General features: G+C 70.5%; 22 protein-coding genes. 4 read left to right on the forward strand and 18 right to left on the reverse strand.

Annotated elements, in window-relative coordinates; translation table 11 throughout:
• Positions 1–14: 14 nt before the first annotated feature.
• Positions 15–524 (reverse strand): 8-oxo-dGTP diphosphatase, encoded by a 510-nt coding sequence (locus ACN4JJ_RS12515; protein ID WP_440710214.1) that lies wholly within the window; start codon positions 522–524, stop codon positions 15–17.
• 153 nt (positions 525–677) lie between these two features.
• On the opposite strand from ACN4JJ_RS12515, the gene ACN4JJ_RS12520 reads away from it, so the two are divergent.
• Complete coding sequence (locus tag ACN4JJ_RS12520) at positions 678–851, forward strand: hypothetical protein (protein WP_440710215.1); 174 nt, start codon at positions 678–680, stop codon at positions 849–851.
• A 227-nt stretch (positions 852–1078) separates the two neighbouring features.
• A complete protein-coding gene (locus ACN4JJ_RS12525; protein WP_440710216.1) occupies positions 1079–1198 on the forward strand; it encodes a TraR/DksA C4-type zinc finger protein in 120 nt (39 codons plus the stop codon).
• A 155-nt stretch (positions 1199–1353) separates the two neighbouring features.
• Here the strand turns inward: ACN4JJ_RS12525 and ACN4JJ_RS12530 are convergent, their stop codons facing one another.
• The 3 genes from ACN4JJ_RS12530 to ACN4JJ_RS12540 form a co-directional block, all read right to left on the reverse strand.
• Positions 1354–1641: a hypothetical protein gene (locus tag ACN4JJ_RS12530; protein WP_440710217.1), complete on the reverse strand. Its 288-nt coding sequence runs from the start codon at positions 1639–1641 to the stop codon at positions 1354–1356.
• Entirely contained in the window at positions 1638–2165 is a 528-nt protein-coding gene (locus ACN4JJ_RS12535) for an amino-acid N-acetyltransferase (protein ID WP_440710218.1), read from the reverse strand. Before ACN4JJ_RS12535 ends, ACN4JJ_RS12530 begins: the two co-directional genes overlap by 4 nt.
• Before the next feature lie 208 nt (positions 2166–2373).
• Entirely contained in the window at positions 2374–4896 is a 2523-nt protein-coding gene (locus tag ACN4JJ_RS12540; protein ID WP_440710219.1) for an ATP-dependent Clp protease ATP-binding subunit, read from the reverse strand.
• A gap of 466 nt (positions 4897–5362) precedes the next feature.
• Here ACN4JJ_RS12540 and ACN4JJ_RS12545 point away from each other — a divergent pair, with 466 nt between their 5' ends.
• Positions 5363–5644, forward strand: coding sequence for a hypothetical protein (locus ACN4JJ_RS12545; protein ID WP_440710220.1), 282 nt, complete (start codon positions 5363–5365; stop codon positions 5642–5644).
• 67 nt (positions 5645–5711) lie between these two features.
• On the opposite strand, the gene ACN4JJ_RS12550 is transcribed toward ACN4JJ_RS12545, so the two are convergent.
• Positions 5712–6134, reverse strand: coding sequence for a DUF5684 domain-containing protein (locus tag ACN4JJ_RS12550; protein WP_440710221.1), 423 nt, complete (start codon positions 6132–6134; stop codon positions 5712–5714).
• A 92-nt stretch (positions 6135–6226) separates the two neighbouring features.
• On the opposite strand from ACN4JJ_RS12550, the gene ACN4JJ_RS12555 reads away from it, so the two are divergent.
• On the forward strand, positions 6227–7315 hold the full coding sequence (locus ACN4JJ_RS12555; RefSeq protein WP_440710222.1) for a pirin family protein: 1089 nt from the start codon (positions 6227–6229) through the stop codon (positions 7313–7315).
• 25 nt (positions 7316–7340) lie between these two features.
• On the opposite strand, the gene cls is transcribed toward ACN4JJ_RS12555, so the two are convergent.
• From cls to folE, 13 genes are all read right to left on the reverse strand, one after another.
• The gene (gene cls, locus ACN4JJ_RS12560; protein ID WP_440710223.1) at positions 7341–8813 is read right to left on the reverse strand and encodes a cardiolipin synthase; all 1473 of its coding nucleotides are present in this window, start codon (positions 8811–8813) and stop codon (positions 7341–7343) included.
• 55 nt (positions 8814–8868) lie between these two features.
• Complete coding sequence (locus ACN4JJ_RS12565; protein WP_440710224.1) at positions 8869–9048, reverse strand: hypothetical protein; 180 nt, start codon at positions 9046–9048, stop codon at positions 8869–8871.
• Between the two features lie 35 nt (positions 9049–9083).
• Positions 9084–9302 (reverse strand): hypothetical protein, encoded by a 219-nt coding sequence (locus ACN4JJ_RS12570; RefSeq protein ID WP_291054859.1) that lies wholly within the window; start codon positions 9300–9302, stop codon positions 9084–9086.
• A gap of 31 nt (positions 9303–9333) precedes the next feature.
• Positions 9334–10866: a lysine--tRNA ligase gene (gene lysS, locus ACN4JJ_RS12575; protein ID WP_440710225.1), complete on the reverse strand. Its 1533-nt coding sequence runs from the start codon at positions 10864–10866 to the stop codon at positions 9334–9336.
• A 53-nt stretch (positions 10867–10919) separates the two neighbouring features.
• Positions 10920–11777, reverse strand: coding sequence for a pantoate--beta-alanine ligase (gene panC, locus ACN4JJ_RS12580; RefSeq protein ID WP_440710306.1), 858 nt, complete (start codon positions 11775–11777; stop codon positions 10920–10922).
• 200 nt (positions 11778–11977) lie between these two features.
• Positions 11978–12682 (reverse strand): Rossmann-like and DUF2520 domain-containing protein, encoded by a 705-nt coding sequence (locus ACN4JJ_RS12585; protein ID WP_440710226.1) that lies wholly within the window; start codon positions 12680–12682, stop codon positions 11978–11980.
• A complete protein-coding gene (locus ACN4JJ_RS12590; protein ID WP_440710227.1) occupies positions 12679–14523 on the reverse strand; it encodes a PH domain-containing protein in 1845 nt (614 codons plus the stop codon). The genes ACN4JJ_RS12585 and ACN4JJ_RS12590 overlap by 4 nt, the downstream gene beginning before the upstream one ends.
• Positions 14524–14533: 10 nt before the next feature.
• A complete protein-coding gene (locus ACN4JJ_RS12595) occupies positions 14534–14974 on the reverse strand; it encodes a PH domain-containing protein (protein WP_440710228.1) in 441 nt (146 codons plus the stop codon).
• A 302-nt stretch (positions 14975–15276) separates the two neighbouring features.
• Positions 15277–15729 (reverse strand): DUF3180 domain-containing protein, encoded by a 453-nt coding sequence (locus tag ACN4JJ_RS12600; protein WP_440710229.1) that lies wholly within the window; start codon positions 15727–15729, stop codon positions 15277–15279.
• Positions 15726–16280, reverse strand: coding sequence for a 2-amino-4-hydroxy-6-hydroxymethyldihydropteridine diphosphokinase (gene folK, locus ACN4JJ_RS12605; protein ID WP_440710230.1), 555 nt, complete (start codon positions 16278–16280; stop codon positions 15726–15728). The genes ACN4JJ_RS12600 and folK overlap by 4 nt, the downstream gene beginning before the upstream one ends.
• The gene (gene folB, locus ACN4JJ_RS12610) at positions 16277–16762 is read right to left on the reverse strand and encodes a dihydroneopterin aldolase (RefSeq protein WP_440710231.1); all 486 of its coding nucleotides are present in this window, start codon (positions 16760–16762) and stop codon (positions 16277–16279) included. Before folB ends, folK begins: the two co-directional genes overlap by 4 nt.
• The gene (gene folP, locus ACN4JJ_RS12615; protein WP_440710232.1) at positions 16759–17565 is read right to left on the reverse strand and encodes a dihydropteroate synthase; all 807 of its coding nucleotides are present in this window, start codon (positions 17563–17565) and stop codon (positions 16759–16761) included. The genes folB and folP overlap by 4 nt, the downstream gene beginning before the upstream one ends.
• The gene (gene folE / locus ACN4JJ_RS12620) at positions 17562–18281 is read right to left on the reverse strand and encodes a GTP cyclohydrolase I (protein ID WP_440710233.1); all 720 of its coding nucleotides are present in this window, start codon (positions 18279–18281) and stop codon (positions 17562–17564) included. The genes folP and folE overlap by 4 nt, the downstream gene beginning before the upstream one ends.
• Between the last annotated feature and the right edge of the window lie 3 nt (positions 18282–18284).

Below are 18284 nucleotides of genomic sequence, written 5' to 3' on the forward strand. Positions count from 1 at the left end.
AGCCGGCGCTCGACTCAGGGCGTGCGCAGCGCCGGGTCGTGCAGCTCGTAGCCCGAGACGGTGGCGCAGTCCTCACCGAACGTGAAGTCGCCCAGCACCCGCTCGCCCGCGAGCACGGCCGGCAGCCAGTACTTGGCGTCGTCCCACATGTCGTCCAGGGGCAGTTCGTCGAGCGGATACCAGTCGGGTGACACCTCGTCGGACTCTTCGGGCTCTCCGCTCCAGACGCTGGCCACGAACACCGTCGAATCCTGGCTCCAGTTCTCCCGGAACGGGAAGGCGAACTTCACCAGCCCCATCTCGGTGAGGTCGGCCGGATCGACCACCAGGCTCGACTCTTCCTCGATCTCCCGCACGATGGCGTCGAGCGCACTCTCGCCGGCCTCGACCTTGCCACCGAGGCCCACGATGTTGCCCGATCCGAGGCCGGTCTTCTTGCGGCCGAGAAGCACCTCGGTGCGGCCGTCGGCGCGCACGCGGGTGAGGAAGGCCACGCAGACCTGGTAGGGAGAGACGGGAGACACCTGTGGATGATAACTCCCGCGTGTGTTCGGCATGTTTCGGCCGCGCCGCCGCACCGCCGCACCGCCGCGCCGCCGTCGCGTGCCGGGCTGCACCGGGCTGTGGCTCCGCCGCGAGCCCTGGCCGCTGTCGGCGGCCCGGCGTAGCCTTCTGGCATGAGCACTTTCGTAGATCCCCCCACCCCCGAGTCGTTCGAGCACAACGGGCAGCGCCCCGAGGTCGACGACGAGTACGACGAGACCGACAGCTTCGACGAGAAGGTCGAAGACGAGTTCAAGGAGTTCGTCGGCGACGCCACGCCCACCGACGGCCCCGCGCCCGCGGGCTGATCACGGGTCCCTCCTCCATCCTCGAGGCCGAGCGGCAGCGCACCGAGGCGCAGCTCGCCTCGCTGTCGAGCGCTCTCGACGAGCTGAGGCGCATCCGCGAGTCGTCGTCGGATGACGACGAGCACGATCCCGAAGGGCCGACGCTCTCGAGCGAGTGGTCCCGTCTGGATGGTCTGCAGCGTGAGGCGACGAACCGCCTGGCCGAGGTCGACGCCGCCTTCGCCCGTGTGGCCGAGGGCCGCTACGGCATCTGTGAGAACTGCGGCCAGCGGATCGCCTCCGGCCGCCTGGAGGCCCGCCCCACCGCCACCCTCTGCGTCACCTGTGCTTCCCGCCCCCGCCGCTAGAACCGGCGCCTGCCCACACCGGTGTCCACCCGGGCACGCACACCTCCGCGCCCACTGCTAGCCCCCCCCCCACCTCGCCGACCCGGCAGTTCATGCCGCTTTCGAAGCCGGATAGCGGTATCGAGTGCCGGGTCGGCGAGGGGGGTGAGGCCGGGTCAGTCGCGGCGCGGGCCGCCGAGCTCCCAGGGGAGGTCGTCGTCGTCGAGCTCGACCGGCTCTTCGGGTGGGCGGTCGAAGCCCCCCGGGCGCTGCACGCGGCCGAAGAAGCCCATCTGGTTCGATTTGGGGAGCGAGGACTCGCCCTCGGCCTCCGCCGTCGCATCCGTTCCCGAGCGGGGCCTGCCGAAGTAGCGGTCACGGAGGCGCTGGTTGAAGGTCTTCTTGTCCTCGCCGTCGCCCTCAGCGTCGGGGTTGCCGTCGTGCTCGACGGTGCCGGCGCTCATCGGGCGAGGTGCTTCAGCATGCGGGTGTTCCCGAGGGTGTTGGGCTTCACGCGGGCGAGGTCGAGGAACTCGGCCACACCCTCGTCGGGAGAGCGCACGAGCTCGGCGTAGACCTCGGGCTCGACCAGCGCCAGCGGCGAGGCTGTGTAGCCGTTGCGCTGGAAGAACGGCACCTCGAAGGTGAGGCAGAACAGGCGCGACAGGCCGAGGTCGAGAGCATCCGTCTCGATCTGCGCCAGCAGGGCCCGGCCCACACCTCGGCCGAGCCAGTCGTCGTGCACGGCGAGGGTGCGCACCTCGCCCAGGTCTTCCCAGAACACGTGCAGAGCGCCGCAGCCGACGAGGTTGCCCTCCTCGTCCTCCGCCACCCGAAATTCCTGCACGGCCTCGTAGAACACCACCGCGTCTTTGCCGAGCAAGATTCGTCGCTGCACCAGGGGCTCCACCAGCTCCTGGATGCGGGGGACGTCACTGGTCCGCGCACGCCGCACGGTCACGGCGCTCTGCGTCTTGCTCGAACTCATCGCACCAGCGTATCCCCGCGTGCCCGGTGGTCGCGCACCCACCCCCTCCTCGACCCGTCACTCAGTCCCGTTATGGGGGTGCGATAACGGGACTGAGTGACGGGTCGACGAAGGGTGGGTGGGGTGCAGGGCGGGAGGGACGACGAAGGGCCGGACACCGTGTGGTGTCCGGCCCTTCGGGGAGGCGGCCGGGGCCGCCGAGGGGTGACTAGTCGAGGTCGCCGAGGGCGGCCGCGGCCGCAGCGGCCGAGGCCTGCTGCTGGTCGCCGGCGCCCGCGCCGATGGCCACGGGCTCCCGCGAGGTCTGCGTGAACACGAACTTGCCGTCCTGGAAGTCGACGTGCACGTGGTCGCCCGCGTTCAGCTCACCCTGGAGGATGCGCTCCGACAGCTGGTCTTCGACCTCGTGCTGCATCGCGCGACGCAGCGGCCGAGCACCGAGCGACGGGTCGAAGCCGACCTCGATCAGGCGCTCCTTGGCGGGCAGCGTCAGCTCGATGGTCATGTCGCGGTCGAGCAGGCGGTCGCGCAGGCGCTTGATGAACAGGTCGACGATCTGCAGCAGCTCCACCTTGTTCAGCTGCGGGAACACGATGGTGTCGTCGACGCGGTTGAGGAACTCCGGCTTGAAGTTCTTCTTCAGCTCCTCCGAGACCTTCGCCTTCATGCGGTCGTACGAGGTCGACTCGTTGCCCGACACCTGGAAGCCGATGGGGCTGCCGGTGATGTCCTTGGTTCCGAGGTTCGTCGTCATGATGATGACCGTGTTCTTGAAGTCGACCACGCGACCCTGGCCATCCGTCAGACGTCCCTCCTCCAGCACCTGGAGCAGCGAGTTGAAGATGTCGGGGTGCGCCTTCTCGATCTCGTCGAACAGCACCACGCTGAAGGGCTTGCGGCGCACCTTCTCGGTGAGCTGGCCGCCCTCTTCGAAACCGACGAACCCGGGAGGGGCACCGAACAGCCGCGAGACGGTGTGCTTCTCGCCGTACTCCGACATGTCGAGGGAGATCAGCGCGTTCTCGTCGTCGAACAGGAACTCGGCGAGCGCCTTGGCGAGCTCGGTCTTACCGACACCGGTGGGGCCGGCGAAGATGAACGAGCCCGAGGGGCGCTTCGGGTCTTTCAGACCCGCACGCGTGCGGCGGATCGTGCGCGAGAGCGCCGCGATGGCCTCGTTCTGGCCGATGACCCGCTGGTGCAGGGCCTTCTCCATGAACACGAGTCGCGCCGACTCCTCTTCGGTGAGCTTGAACACCGGGATGCCCGTGGCCTGAGCCAGCACCTCCGCGATGAGCCCCTCGTCGACGATGCCGGAGGTCTGCACGTCGCCCGACTTCCACTGCTTCTCGAGGCGCAGTCGCTCACCGAGGAGGTTCTTCTCCTCGTCGCGCAGGCTGGCGGCCTTCTCGAAGTCCTGGTCTTCGATCGCGGCTTCCTTCTGCCCGCGCACGGCGGCGATCCGCTCGTCGAACTCACGCAGCTCCGGCGGGGCCGACAGGATCGACAGGCGCAGGCGGGCGCCGGCCTCGTCGATCAGGTCGATGGCCTTGTCGGGCAGGAAGCGGTCTTGCACGTAGCGGTCGGCGAGGTTCGCGGCGGCGACGATCGCGCCATCCGTGATCGACACCTTGTGGAAGGCCTCGTACTTGTCGCGCAGGCCCTTCAGGATGTTGATCGCGTGAGGCAGCGACGGCTCGGCCACCTGGATGGGCTGGAAGCGGCGCTCGAGCGCGGCATCCTTCTCGAAGTGCTTGCGGTACTCGTCGAGCGTGGTGGCGCCGATGGTCTGCAGCTCACCGCGGGCGAGCAGCGGCTTCAGGATGCTCGCCGCGTCGATCGCGCCCTCGGCGGCACCCGCACCGACGAGGGTGTGGATCTCGTCGATGAAGGTGATGATGTCGCCGCGGGTGCGGATCTCCTTGGTGACCTTCTTCAGGCGCTCCTCGAAGTCGCCGCGGTAGCGGGAGCCTGCGATCAGCGAACCGAGGTCGAGCGTGTAGAGCTGCTTGTCCTTCAGCGTCTCGGGCACGTCGCCGCGCACGATCGCCTGGGCCAGGCCCTCGACGACGGCGGTCTTGCCGACGCCGGGCTCACCGATCAGCACGGGGTTGTTCTTGGAGCGGCGCGAGAGGATCTGCATGACCCGCTCGATCTCCTTCTCGCGGCCGATCACCGGGTCGAGCTTATTGTCGCGCGCGGCCTGGGTGAGGTTGCGGCCGAACTGGTCGAGGATCTGCGATCCCTTGTCGGGCGCCTGGTCGTTCCCACCGACGGCGACCTGCTCCTTACCCTGGTATCCGCTGAGCAGCTGGATGACCTGCTGACGCACCCGGTTGAGGTCGGCGCCGAGCTTGACGAGCACCTGCGCGGCCACGCCTTCGCCCTCGCGGATGAGGCCGAGCAGGATGTGCTCGGTGCCGATGTAGTTGTGGCCGAGCTGCAGGGCCTCGCGGAGGCTCAGCTCGAGTACCTTCTTCGCACGCGGCGTGAAGGGGATGTGGCCGGTGGGCTGCTGCTGGCCCTGGCCGATGATGTCTTGAACCTGCTCGCGCACGGCATCGAGCGAGATGTTCAGCGACTCGAGAGCCTTCGCTGCGACACCCTCACCCTCGTGGATGAGTCCGAGCAGGATGTGCTCGGTGCCGATGTAGTTGTGGTTGAGCATCTTGGCCTCTTCTTGGGCCAGGACGACGACGCGACGGGCGCGGTCGGTGAATCTCTCAAACATGTCTGTCTCCTTGGCCGCCAGGGCAGGATGACGGCCGATACGAAGAGACTAGCCAGCGAACCGACCCCCGACAGCCCCTGTTCGCCGTGGGCGTGACTGGGTTACGTCCCGTCTCCACAGGCGCGCGGGTCTCCGTGGTTCTCCACAGATCGTGCGACCGCGCCTCGTACTCTCCTCAGCCGAGCGAATGTCAGTCATGACCATTGCTCAATACTCCGACCCTTGTTAACGTGGAGATGGATCGGCGAATCGCCCGTTCCGCCCTGAAGCACGGAGTCTCTGAGGAGGACATCACGCACGCACTCGATCACGCCCTGCATTTCCACGAGCTCGAGAACGGGTTGACCATGGTCGTCGGTCCCGGCCGGAACGGCGCATTCCTCGAGGTGGGCCTGTCGCTGAGAGCAGACCGAGCCATGGTGGTGCACGCGATGCGTGCACGTCTCAAGTTCGTCAGGAGCCACAGATGACCGAGCCGACAGAAGATCTCGAAGCCTTCTACGAAGCGTGTGCCGCTCGATTCGAGGCGTATGAACCCCGCGACGAGGATCTGATCGACGGACAGGCGTACTTCGCGCTTTACGATGCGGCTGCGGCAGATCGCCGAGGGGAACCGGGCCTCAGCGCCGCGGTGGCAGCCGCTCGCGCAGGGAACGTCAGTTGGGTCGGAATCGGCGCCGTTCTCGGTACCACGGGCGACGTCGCCCGGCGGCGGTTCGGCACCGAGGCGACGCGCGTCGTGGGCTGAGCCCGTACACGCGAACGCCCCTGCCGACCGGAGTGGGCAGGGGCGCTCGGGGCGTGAGTCGGCGCGATCAGACGGCGACGGCGGGGGCGGCGCCTTCGGGGCGGGGGCCCTGGTACTGGGCGCTGCTGAAGCCGAGGATCGGGTAGCCGATGAAGGGGAGCGGCCAGAAGAGCAGGAAGAAGCCGAAGACGCCGCCCTTGCCGAAGCGGCGGGCGACCTCGAGCGCGACGATGATGCCGACGATGATGTTCGCGATCGGGATGATGTACCAGATGAACCACCAGCCGGGGCGTCCCGCCAGCTTGCACAGCGTCCAGATGTTGTAGAACGGCACGATCGCGGCCCAGCCGTGCAGGCCGGCCTTGTTGAACGTGAGCCACATCCCGATGATCGTGAGCGCGGTGAGCGCGACGCTGAGGATCGAGGTGAACGGGTCGGCCTGGTAGCTGTAGGAGTACGAGTAGCTCTCGGCGAGAGTGGACGTGATCATTGGTTTCCCCCGGGTTATCGGATTGTCGGATGCGCGGGGGCGCGACGAAGGCGATCCCCCGTCGAGAATCGTAGCGAACGTAGGATTCGTTCATGAGCAACCTCGAGCAGAAGCCCGCCGAGACCTGGGTCGAATGCGACGCCGTCCTCGCCTCGGGCCCGGCACTGCCCGAGATCATCGAGGCGCGTGAGGTGCCGCTCGGCGGGCCGCGCGCGATGACCGTGCACCGCACGCTCCCCAGCCGCGAGCGCACCCTCATCGGAGCCTGGTGCTTCGTCGACCACTACGGCCCCTCCGACGTCTCGGTGACCGGCGGGATGGTGGTGCCGCCGCATCCGCACACCGGGCTGCAGACCGTGAGCTGGCTGTTCGCCGGCGAGATCGAGCACCGCGACAGCGTGGGCAGTCACGCCTTCGTGCGCCCCGGAGAACTCAACCTGATGACCGCCGGCCACGGCATCTCGCACTCCGAGATCTCCACCTCCGCCACCACCACGCTGCACGGCGTGCAGCTCTGGGTGGCGCTGCCGGAGGCCTCACGCCAGGTCGATCCGTTCTTCGAGAGCCACCGGGCCGTGCCGGCCAGGGTGCAGGATGCCGAGCTCGACGTGTTCGTGGGCTCCCTCGCCGGCGCGACCGTGGGGGCCGCCACCTTCACGCCCTTGGTGGCCGCCGAGATCCGGCTGCCGGCCCGCGGCGTGGCCGAGCTGCCGGTGAGCGCCGACTTCGAGCACGGCGTGCTGGTGGATGCCGGCGAGCTCACCGTCGAGGGCGGCATGGTGCGGCGCACCGAACTGGCGTACACGGGGCTCGGCCGCACGAGCATCCGTCTCGAAGCAGGCGCTCATCCCGTGCGCGCGCTGCTGATCGGGGGCACCCCGCTGCGCGAGCAGATCCTGATGTGGTGGAACTTCGTGGGCCGCAGCCACGAGGAGGTCGTGGGCTACCGCGCCCAGTGGCAACGCGAGTCGGGCGCCGAGCCGGCCGAGGCTCCGGCTGCGACGCCCACCGACGCTCCGGAACCCGCACCCACCCACGCCCCGGATGCCGCGACAGCACCCGCGGGGCCAGCCGCCGCATCCGCACTCCCCCGCCGCTTCGGTGACAGCGACCACCACTTCGCCGGCAACCCGCTGCCCGCACCGGTGCTGCCCGGCGTGCGCCTCAAGCCGCGCCGCTGACCACACGGATGCGCGAGCCCGGTCGCTACTGGATGGCGGAGGTGAGGCGCGCGAGGTTGTCGAGGATGGTCGAGCGCAGCGGCTGCTTGTGCCACTCGTCGAGGGTCAGCTCGCGGCTGACGGCGCGGTAGCCGTCTTCGACCGCGCGCATCTCGGTCACGAACGACTGCCCGCGCACCATCAGCGACACCTCCATGTTGAGGCTGAACGAGCGCATGTCCATGTTCGAGGAGCCGATCACGGCCACGTCGTCGTCGATGGTGAAGTGCTTGGAGTGCAGGATGTACGGCGACTGGTACATCCAGATCTTCACGCCCGCCCGCAGCAGCACCTCGTAGTACGAGCGCTGCGCGTGGTAGACGAGCGCCTGGTCGCCGATCTCGGAGACGAACAGCTGCACCTCGACCCCGCGCTGCGTGGCCGTGGTGATGGCGTAGAGCATCGCGTCATCCGGCACGAAGTACGGGCTCGTGATGATGATGCGCTTCTGCGCGGCGTAGAGCAGCGCCAGGAACAGGCGCAGGTTGTTCTCGCCGTCGAACCCGGGGCCGGACGGCACCACCTGCATGTCGAGGGCATCCGGTTCGTCGTCGATGACCTCATCGGTGATGGCCCGCGTCTCGCGCAGCAGCAGCTCGTTCGACTCGCTATACCAGTCGGTGATGAAGATGGCGTTGATGCCGGCCACGATCGGGCCCTCGAGGCGGGTCATCAGGTCTTGCCATTTCAGGCCGCGACGGATGTTGCCCTTCTTGTTGTAGCTGCGGTCGACGACGTTCTGCGAGCCCATGAAGGCCACGTCGCCGTCGATCACCAGGATCTTGCGGTGGTTGCGCAGATCCGGCCGCTGCCACTTGCCCTTGAGGGGCTGCACCGGCAGCATGTAGTGCCATTTGACGCCCATGGCGTTCAGGCGCTTGGCGGTCTTCCGGTTGCCGGGGGCACGCACCGAGGCGATGTGGTCCAGCAGCACGCGCACGGTGACACCGCGCTTGGCCGCGTTCTCGAGGGCGTCGAAGAAGGGGGCGGTGGTCGCATCCAGCGACAGGATGTAGAACTCGGCGTGCACGTAGCGCTGCGCCTGGTCGATCGCCACGGTCATCTGGCGGATCGCCTCGTCGTAGTCGCCCACCAGGCCCGCGTTGTTGCCGCCCACCAGGGGCATCGCGCCCAGGGTGCGGTTCAGCTCGACGACGTTCTTGAACCAGGGCGGCCAGGGCTGGTTGTTGCTGACCCGCTCGATACCCTCGGTGGTCTCGATGATGAACTCGTTGATGGCGTGCTGCTTGTCGCGCCGCGACTTCGGCAGCTTGTAGGAGCCGATCAGCAGGAACAGCAGGAAGCCCACGTACGGCAGCACGAAGATGGCCATCAGCCAGGCGATCCCGGTGGAGGGCCGGCGGTTGCGCGGAACCACGATCACCGCGATCACACGGATCACGAGGTCGATCAGCAGCAGCGCGAGAGCGACGAAGACCGCCACATCAGATGCCGACAACGTTCCCCACTCCCCGGCGAACTCGCTGTTCCCCAGGGATACCGTACCGGGTCGGTCAGTCGGCGGAGACCTTGGCCGGCAGGCCGAGTCGCGCGCGCTCCTGGGCTTCGATCTTCGCCTTGGCGCGACGCTCCGACTTGTCGGAGCGGATCAGCGCACGCATGACGAACCAGAACACCAGGCCGATCAATACGGTCGGGGCCAGTGCTGCGATCGCGAGCCAGAGATCATCCATCAGGTCAAGGGTACGTCATCCCGAACGGGCTGCGCTCAGCCGCCGTTCGTGATGATGCCGTAGATGCCCGAACCGATGAAGTACAGGCCGACGGCACTGACGATGATCCAGATCGCGATGCGCGTGGTGGTGGGCTTGCTCGGATCCCGGTCTTTGTCGTCGGGGTTCACCCGGCCCGCGTTGCCGGCGTTGTTCTCGCGCTCGGTCTTGCCGGGCTGGTACGGATCTTTGGGACCGCTGCCGAGAAAGCTCATGCGCTCATCCTCCCACGCCCCGCTGAGAGGGCTACTTGACCAGGGGGAACAGGATGGTCTCGCGGATGCCGAGGCCGGTGATGGCCATCAGCAGGCGGTCGATGCCCATTCCCATGCCGCCCGAGGGGGGCATGCCGAACTCGAGCGCGCGCAGGAACTCCTCGTCGAGGCGCATCGCCTCGTCGTCGCCGGCCGCGGCCTGCTTGGCCTGCTCGACGAAACGCTCGCGCTGGATGACGGGATCGACCAGCTCGGAGTATCCGGTGGCCAGCTCGAAGCCCCGGATGTAGAGGTCCCACTTCTCGACCACGCCCGGGATGCTGCGGTGCGCGCGGGTGAGCGGGCTGGTCTCCAGCGGGAAGTCCATCACGAAGGTGGGGCGGGTGAGGCCGCCCTTCACGAAGTGCTCCCAGAGCTCTTCGACGAGCTTGCCGTGGTTGGGCAGGTGCACCTCCACGCCCTCGCGGTCGGCGATGGCCTGCAGCTCGGCGACGCTCGTCGACGGGGTGATCTCGACACCGGCCGCCTCAGAGAGCGAGCCGTACATGCTGATGCGGTCCCACTCGCCGCCGAGGTCGTACTCGGTGCCGTCGGCCCAGGTGACCACGTGCGATCCGGCCACGGCGAGCGCCGCGTTCTGGATCAGCGACTGCGTCAGCTCGGCGATCGAGGTGTAGTCGCCGTAGGCCTCGTAGGCCTCGAGCATCGCGAACTCGGGGCTGTGGGTGGAGTCGGCGCCCTCGTTGCGGAAGTTGCGGTTGATCTCGAACACCCGGTCGATGCCGCCCACCACGGCGCGCTTGAGGAAGAGCTCGGGCGCGATGCGCAGGTAGAGCTCGGTGTCGAAGGCGTTGGAGTGCGTGGCGAAGGGGCGGGCTGCCGCGCCGCCGTGCATGGTCTGCAGCATCGGCGTCTCGACCTCGAGGTAGTCGCGGTCGGCGAAGGTGCTGCGGAGCGAGGCCATCGTCTGCGCGCGGGTGCGCACCACCTGGCGCGCCTGGTCGCGCACGATCAGGTCGAGGTAGCGGTTGCGCATCCGCACCTCCTCCGAGAGCTCGGAGTGCAGGTTCGGCAGGGGCAGGATGGCCTTGCTGGCGATCTTCCAGCCGGTGGCCATCACGCTCAGCTCGCCGCGGCGGCTGGAGATGACCTCACCGGTGACGAACAGGTGGTCACCGAGGTCGACGAGTTCCTTGAACTCGGCCAGCGACTCCTCGCCCACGTTCGCGAGCGAGAGCATGGCCTGGATGCGCGTGCCGTCGCCTGCCTGCAACGAGACGAAGCACAGCTTGCCGGTGTTGCGGAGGAAGACGACACGGCCGGCGACCCCGACGGTCTCGCCGCTGGTCTCGTCGGCGGCCAGGTGACCCCACTTGGCGCGCACGGCAGGGATGGTGGCGGTGACGGGCACGGCCACCGGGTAGGCCTCGGCGCCGGACTCGTTCAGCCGGTCGCGCTTGGCCAGGCGCACGGCCTTCTGCTCGAAGATCTCGGCCTCGGTGGGCTCGACGATCTCGGTCTCGGCAGAGGCGGGGGTGGTGCGGGGCGCGGATGCGTCGGTCATGCGGAACGGGTCTCCTAAAGTCCCGCCCAGTTTACCGGGGCGCGAAGGGGCGCTCAGGCGCCGAGGTAGATCGCGGCGTTGTCGATCAGCCGGGTGTCGCCCACCCGCGCGGCGATGATCACGCGGGCACGGCCGGTGTAGTCGTCGTCGACGGGGAGGAAGGTGTCCGGATGCACGATGGCCAGGTAGTCGAGGTCGACCAGCTGCTCCCCCATCGCCGCCGCCTGGGCGGCCGCCAGCACCGCGTCGATGCCGCGGTCGGCCGCGGACTCGGCCGCCTCGAGCACGTGCGGCAGCGTGACGGCGGCCCGGCGCTCGCGCGCGTCGAGGAAGCGGTTGCGGCTGGAGAGCGCGAGCTCGTCGCCGTCGCGCACGGTCTCGATGACGTCGAGCGTCACCGGCATGTTCAGTTCGGCGATCATCCGCCCCACCAGGAAGACCTGCTGGGCATCCTTCTGGCCGAACAGGACGACGTCGGGGCCGACCGCGTTGATCAGTTTGGCGACGACCGTGAGCACGCCGTCGAAATGACCCGGGCGGCTGCGGCCCTCGAAGAGGCCGCCGACCCGGCCGGCGGTGACGCGGGTGGCCACGTCGCCGTGCGGGTAGAGCTCGGTGACATCCGGGGCGAAGACGTAGTCGACGGATGCGCCCCCGGCGGCGATCGCGGCGAGGTCGCCGTCGAGGTCGCGGGGGTACCGGTCGAGATCGGCCGGGTCGCTGAACTGCAGCGGGTTCACGAAGATGGAGACGACCACGATGTCGGCGACCTCGGCGGCGCGCTCGACCAGCGCCAGGTGCCCGGCGTGCAGGGCGCCCATGGTGGGGACGAGGGCGACGCGCGCCGTGCGGCCGGAACGGGCGGAGCGGGCCTCGGTGAGCGACTCGCGCAGGTCCGCGATCGACGTCACAACGACGGGCGCCGATGCGGTGCCCGGAACGGTGCCCGCTTCGGCGCTCGGCGCGCTGCCCGCTTCGGCGCTCGGCGCGCTGCCCGCTTCGGCGCTCGGCGCGCTGTTCGGGGCGAGGTCTTCCGAGAGGGAGACGGAGTCGGCCACCTGGGGCTCCTTCGGGATGCAGCGGCGCTCGAGGATCCGGCGCCACGACGATGCTACCCGGCCAGCGAACCTCCGGCGCGCGTGAGGGCGTTCTCGACCGAGGAGCGCACGAGCGGGGCGAGCAGACGGCCGGGGCCCTCGACGCCGATCCCGCTCAGGATGCCGGCGGCCTGTTCCACGATCGCGCTCGAGAAGGTGGTGGCCGTCTCGATCGCCTCGGCATAGGCCGCGCGGTCCGCCTCGTCGACCACGACCGGCTCGCCGCCCATCTCGACCACCAGGGCCTGGGCGATCGGCAGCACGGGCGTGGGCGCGGTCACCGCGAAATGCGTGCCGGCCAGCCGGGCGAGATCCACGCTCGTGCCGGTGAACGACATCGCCGGATGCACCGCGAGCGGGATGACGCCGGCCGCGCGAGCCGGTGCGAACACCTCGACGCCGAAAGCCGCCGCCGTGTGCAGCACGAGCTGGCCGGGCTGCCAGGCACCGGTGTCGGCCAGGCCCTTCACGAGTGCGGCGAGCTGATCGGAGGGGATCGCGATGATGACGAGCTCGCTGCGCTCGACCAGCTCGGGGATGGGGAGCACGGGCACCCCCGGGAGCATCGCATCCGCTCGCTCGCGGCTCGCCTCGGAGATGGCGGAGACGCCCACGAGCGCGTGCCCGGCTCCCGCGAGCGCGGCACCGATGACGGGGCCGACCCTGCCCGCGCCGATGATGCCGACGCCCAGGCGGCCGGTGCGTTCGGACGGTCTCATCGTTCTCCTCCGGGGTCGGCGGTGGGGTGCTGATTCAGTGTGGGGCCGGGGTCGGCGCCGGTTCCGTGCGCTCGCTCCGCGGTGGGGGAGGGCTCGGTGGTGGGAGTGGGGGCGGGGTCCGTCGTGGGGGCGGGGTCCGTCGTGGGGGCGGGGTCCGTCGTGGGGGCGGGGTCCGCCGTGGGAGCGAGGACCGCCGTGGGAGCGAGGTCCGTCGTGGGAGCGGGGCCGGCGGGCACGGGGCCGGATGCGGCCCAGCGGTGCGAGCGGTCGGCGCCGTCGGCGGCCACCACCTCGGCCGACCAGCGGGCGAAGGCCTGCTCCCCCACCGAGCGGTCGAGCACGGGCACCGTGGCGCGCACCGGGCCCGCAACGGTCTGCACGCTCAGTTCGACGAGGTCGAGCATCCGGAGCACGGGGCCCTGCGAGACGCGCAGGCTCTGCACCCGCGCGAGCGGCACGACCGTGAGGTGGCGCCAGGCGAACCCCGAGCGGATGAGCACGGCATCCGGGGTCTCGGCCCAGCCGGTGCGCCGCCACGAGAACGGGCGCAGCGGCCACGCCCGCCGGGGTGCGTCGACGAAGCCCTCGCCGGCGCGCGCCCGGAGACCCGCGAGCACGAGCTCGCGGGTCTCGGCGCCGGCGAGTCCCGGAAGCAGCAATCCGAGCACCTTCCGCACGTCGTCGACCGTCCCCACGGGCAGCATGAGCGTGCTCGTCTGCGCGCTCCCCTCGCCGGCCGCCCCCGCGCGGTTGATGCGGATCATCCACCACCCCGCCGGCCGCCAGAGCAGCGGCTGGCTCACCTCGACGGCGTGGATGCGCCCGGGCGGCAGGGTGTCGTTGCTGGTGGAGAGCAGGCCGAAGCCCACCCGCACGCCGTCGGAGGTGCCGGCGATGCTGTAGCGCAGCGACTTCGTGGTGCGGTTGAAGTAGTAGCCGATGGCCGCCGCAGCGCCCGGCAGCACGAGGATGGCGAAGAACTCGCGCCGCCCGAGCAGACTCGTGGTGAGCACGAAAGCGCCCATGATCAGCAGCGCCACGGTGAAGCCGCTCAGCACCAGCGAGGCGATCAGACGGCCGGCCGGGATGCGCACCACGGACTCCGGGGGTGCCGCCGAGGGGTCGAGCTCGGGGGCGAGCAGCTCGCGCATCCGCCGGTCGACGACCCCGGTTCGAGGAGGTTCGGGGCTCACCGCGGCGCCAGGCACGGGAACGGATGCGGAAGCGGATCCGGACGCGGATGCCCCGTCGCCGGATGGGGTCGCGCGGAGGCCCGAGGCGAGGGTGAGCACCTCGCGGCGGAGGCGGTCGGCGTCGGCGCTGCCGAGGTAGGCGAGCTGCACCTTCGCGTCCTGTCCGGCGACGCTGATCTCGAGCCGCGCCGCACCGAACAGCCGCGCGAACAGCGGGCGGCCGATCGCCACGCCCTGGATGCGGTCGAGCCGGGCCCGCCGATGCGTGCGGAACAGGATGCCGCTGCGCACCTCCACCACGTCGTCGCCGACCCGGAACGAGTGCATGCGCCACGAGGCATAGAAGACGACGACCCCGACGACCAGTCCCACGGCGAGGATGACGATGGCCCAGCCGAGCTGCCCGCGCTCGTACGCCACCTGGAACGGGTCGCCCGGCAGCTCGGGGGCCGCGAAGACCCAATCGAGGAACCGCTCGCGGAAGTTCGCGATCACGAAGCCCAGAATGGCGATCAGGATGATGCCGCCGCGCAGGAGCGGCGTGGCCGGGTGCAGCCGGTGCCACTCGCCGTCGACGAGGTCGCCGGGCTCGCGGCGGAGCCCGCCCGGCCCGCTGTCGTCGGGCTCGCCCCCGGATCCGCCGGTCATCGCCGCACCGTCAGAGCCCGACCCGGCGCGACTCCGCGAGCGACACCAGCTCGTCGCGCAGGCGCGTCGCCTCGGCGTCGACCAGGCCCGGGATGCTGACGCCGGTCGAGGCGGCGGCGGTCACGAACTTGAGGTCGGCGAGTCCGAGCGCGCGCGAGACGGGTCCGCGCGTGATGTCGATCAGCTGCATCCGGCCGTAGGGCACCGAGACCACCCGGTGGAACATGATGCCGCGCTTGAAGACGAGGTCGTCGGCGCGCAGCCGGTAGCCGATCGAGCGCACCCGGCGCGGTGCGAGCGCGATCGTCACGACTCCGATCACGAACGCCAGCACCAGCGCCGGCCAGCCGAACCAGGTGCCGAGCAGGATGAACGGCACGGTGATGCCGCACAGCACCACGAGGCCGATGACGCTCGACACGACCTCCACCCCGAGGTACTTGGGGCTCACCCCGCGCCACTCGCCGCCGACGGTCAGACGGTTCGAGGATGCGGGCGCAGGTCCCGGCGCGGGGTACTCGGCCGGCTCGGGCTCAGGGCGGTCGGCCGGCTCGGGCGCGCCCTCCGACCGGGGCGGCTACACCGCGTCGGCCGGCTCGGGCGCGCCCTCCGACCGGGGCGGCTACACCGCGTCGGCCGGCTCGGGCGCGCCCTCCGACCGGGGCGGCTACACCGCGTCGGCCGGCTCGGGCGCGCCCTCCGCCCGGGGCGGCTGCACCGCGTCGGCCGGCCCGGGCTCAGGAAACACGCCGCTCACTTGGTCTCGGGCTCGTCGGGCGGCAGCGTGCACAGCCGCTCGGCCACGAGACCGGCCACCAGCAGCACCGCTCCGGCGAGCGCGGCCACGATCCCGGGCCAGAGCGAGCCGACATCGGCCACCACGGGACGGGTCAGCAGGAACACCAGCACGCCCGCACTGAACCCGGCGATCAGTGCGCCGACGAGACTCGAGGCCTTGGCGAGAACGACCACGCGCATCGCGCGGAACGGGTTGATGCGGGTGGCGGACGTGCCGCGGATGGCCCGGCGGATCGGCACGGCGAGCACGACCACGATCACCGCCGCGGCCACCAGGGTGACGGCTAGCGTGTACGGCGGGATCATCACGGGCTGCCCGGCGGCGGCCAGCGCGACCTCCAGCACGAACCCCGCGATCGCGCCGACGAGGGCGTAAAGCACCACCGTGACGGGGCGGGTGTGCCTCACCGTGGCTCCCCCACGTACGGCTGCAGAGTGGTGTCGGGGATGGCGGCGAGCAGCTGCTCGATCCGGCCCCGGCCCGGCAGCGTGGCATCCGGAGCGATCTCGAGCCAGGGCACGAGCACGAAGTCGCGCTCGGCCGCCCGCGGGTGGGGCAGAGTGAGGCGCTCGGTGTCGCGCACCACCGAGGCGAAGGTCACGATGTCGACGTCGAGCGTGCGGTCGCCCCAGCGTTCGGCGCGCACCCGTCCGTGCTCGTGCTCGATGCGGTTCACCACGCCGAGCAGCTCTTCGGGGTGCAGGGTGGTGCGGATGCTCGCCACGGCGTTGAGGTACGGCGGCGCCGAGTGGTCGATACCGGTGAGCTTGACCGCGGTGGTCTGGTAGAGCCGGGACACCGCGACGACCTCGATGCCCTCCTCGGCGCGCAGCTCGTCGATCGCCGCCAGGATGGTGGCCTCGCGGTCGCCGAGGTTGCTGCCGAAGGCCAGCACGGCCGGCAGGCCGACGACGCGCTTGGTGACGACCGGGATCGGGCGGGGGTTCGGGGCGTTCATGCGAGGGGCGTCTCTGCTCGGTGCGGGCGGGGGCCTGGGGCGGCAGAGGCGGCCGCGGATGAAGCTGCGCCCACGGGCCCACTACCGGGGACGGCGGCTCGGGACCTGGCGCGGCCACGGGTGATCGTGATGCTCACGTCACCGAACGGCACCGTGATCGGTGCATCCGGCTTGTGCACCACCACCCGCACGCGCTGCACGGGTTCGTGGGCCAGCACCACGCCGGCGACCCGCTCCGCCAGGGTCTCGATCAGGTCGACCGGGTCGGCCCCCACGGCATCCGAGATCTCGACCGCCAGCTCGCCGTAGTGCACCGTCTCGGCCAAGGCGTCGCCGGCCGCAGCCGGAGCGGTGTCGAGCCAGAGCGCCACGTCGATCACGAAGCGCTGACCGTTCTCGCGCTCGAAGTCGAACACGCCGTGATGCGCGAACACCTCCAGGCCGGTGAGCGTGAGGATGTCGAGCTCGTCGATCTCCGTCATCCTTCGATCCTGCCCCTCGACCACGCCTCGGCCACGTCGAGGGCCTGGCGCGTTCCGGATACGTCGTGCACCCGCACACCCCAGACGCCATTCGCGGCCGCCAGGGCGGCGACGACCGCCGAGGCGAAGTCGCGCTCCTCGACGCGTGTGCTGCCGGGGCGGAGTTCGCCGATGAAGCGCTTGCGCGAGGCACCCACCAGCACGGGGACGCCGAGCGCGGTGAGGCGGTCCAGGTGCGCGAGCACGGCCCAGTTGTGCGGTCCGTTCTTGGCGAAACCGAGACCCGGGTCCAGGATCAGCCGCTCGGGCGCGACACCCTTCACGATCAGCTGGGCGGCCCGCAACTCGATCTCGCCGGCCACCTCGGCCACGACGTCGGTGTAGCGGGCGTTGTCGACCATCACGTCGCTGTGCCCGCGCCAGTGCATCACCACGAAACGGGCATCGGTGCCGAGGACGACGTCGTCCATCTCCGGATCGGCCAGCCCACCCGAGACGTCGTTCACGATGGCGGCGCCGGCCTCCACGGCTGCCGCGGCGGTGGAGGCGTTCATGGTGTCGACGCTCACGGTGATGCCGCGCGCCACCAGCTCGCGCACCACCGGGAGCACACGGCGGTGCTCCTCGGAGATCGCCACGCGCGGTGCCCCCGGCCGCGTGGACTCGCCGCCGACGTCGATGATGTCGGCGCCACGAGCGACCATGCCCTCGGCGTGGCGGATGGCGGCGTCGCCGTCGAACCAGAGCCCGCCGTCGCTGAAGGAGTCGGGCGTGACGTTGAGGATGCCCATGATGACGGTCATCGTGGATCGCCTCCGGGGGCCGCTGCCGTCGGGGTGGCCGGCGTCGGAGCAGCCAGGGTCGGGGCTGCGCCGGCTGCTCCGATCAGCGCGGTGATCTCGGCGCGGGCGGCGGGGTCGGCCAGCTCGCCGCGGGCGGCCAGGGTGACGGTGGTGCTGCCGGTCTGCCGGGAGCCACGGGCCGTCACGCAGCCGTGCTTGGCGTCGAGCACCACCAGCACGCCGCGTGCGCCGAGGCCGCGCTCGATCGCCTCGGCGATGTCGTCGGTGAGACGCTCCTGCAGTTGAGGACGCGAGGAGGCGGACTCGACCACGCGGATGACCCCGCCGAGCCCGGCGACGACGCGGCCGGGCACGTAGGCCACGTGCGCGACACCCTCGAACGGCAGCAGGTGGTGCTCGCACACCGAGCGGAAGGCGATGCCGCGCATCAGCACGGGCTGGCCGCTCGGCGAGACGGCGGATGCCGCGGAGTGCGGCACATCCGGAACCGGCGGGTGCGCCGCATCCGGAGCTGCGGGGTGCGCCGCATCCGGAGCCGGGAAGGCCTGCCCGAGCGCGTCGGCCGGATCCTCCCCCACCCCGCCGTAGAGTTCGGCGAAGAGCTCGGCGACCCGCCGCGGGGTCTCCTGCAGGCCCGCGCGGGCGGGATCCTCACCGATGGCGGCGAGGATCTCGCTGACCGCGGCCTCGATCCTGTCCCGGTCGACGGATGACACGGG

Origin of the sequence: Herbiconiux dendrobii (assembly GCF_052048175.1) — a bacterium.
Taxonomy (GTDB): Bacteria; Actinomycetota; Actinomycetes; order Actinomycetales; family Microbacteriaceae; genus Herbiconiux.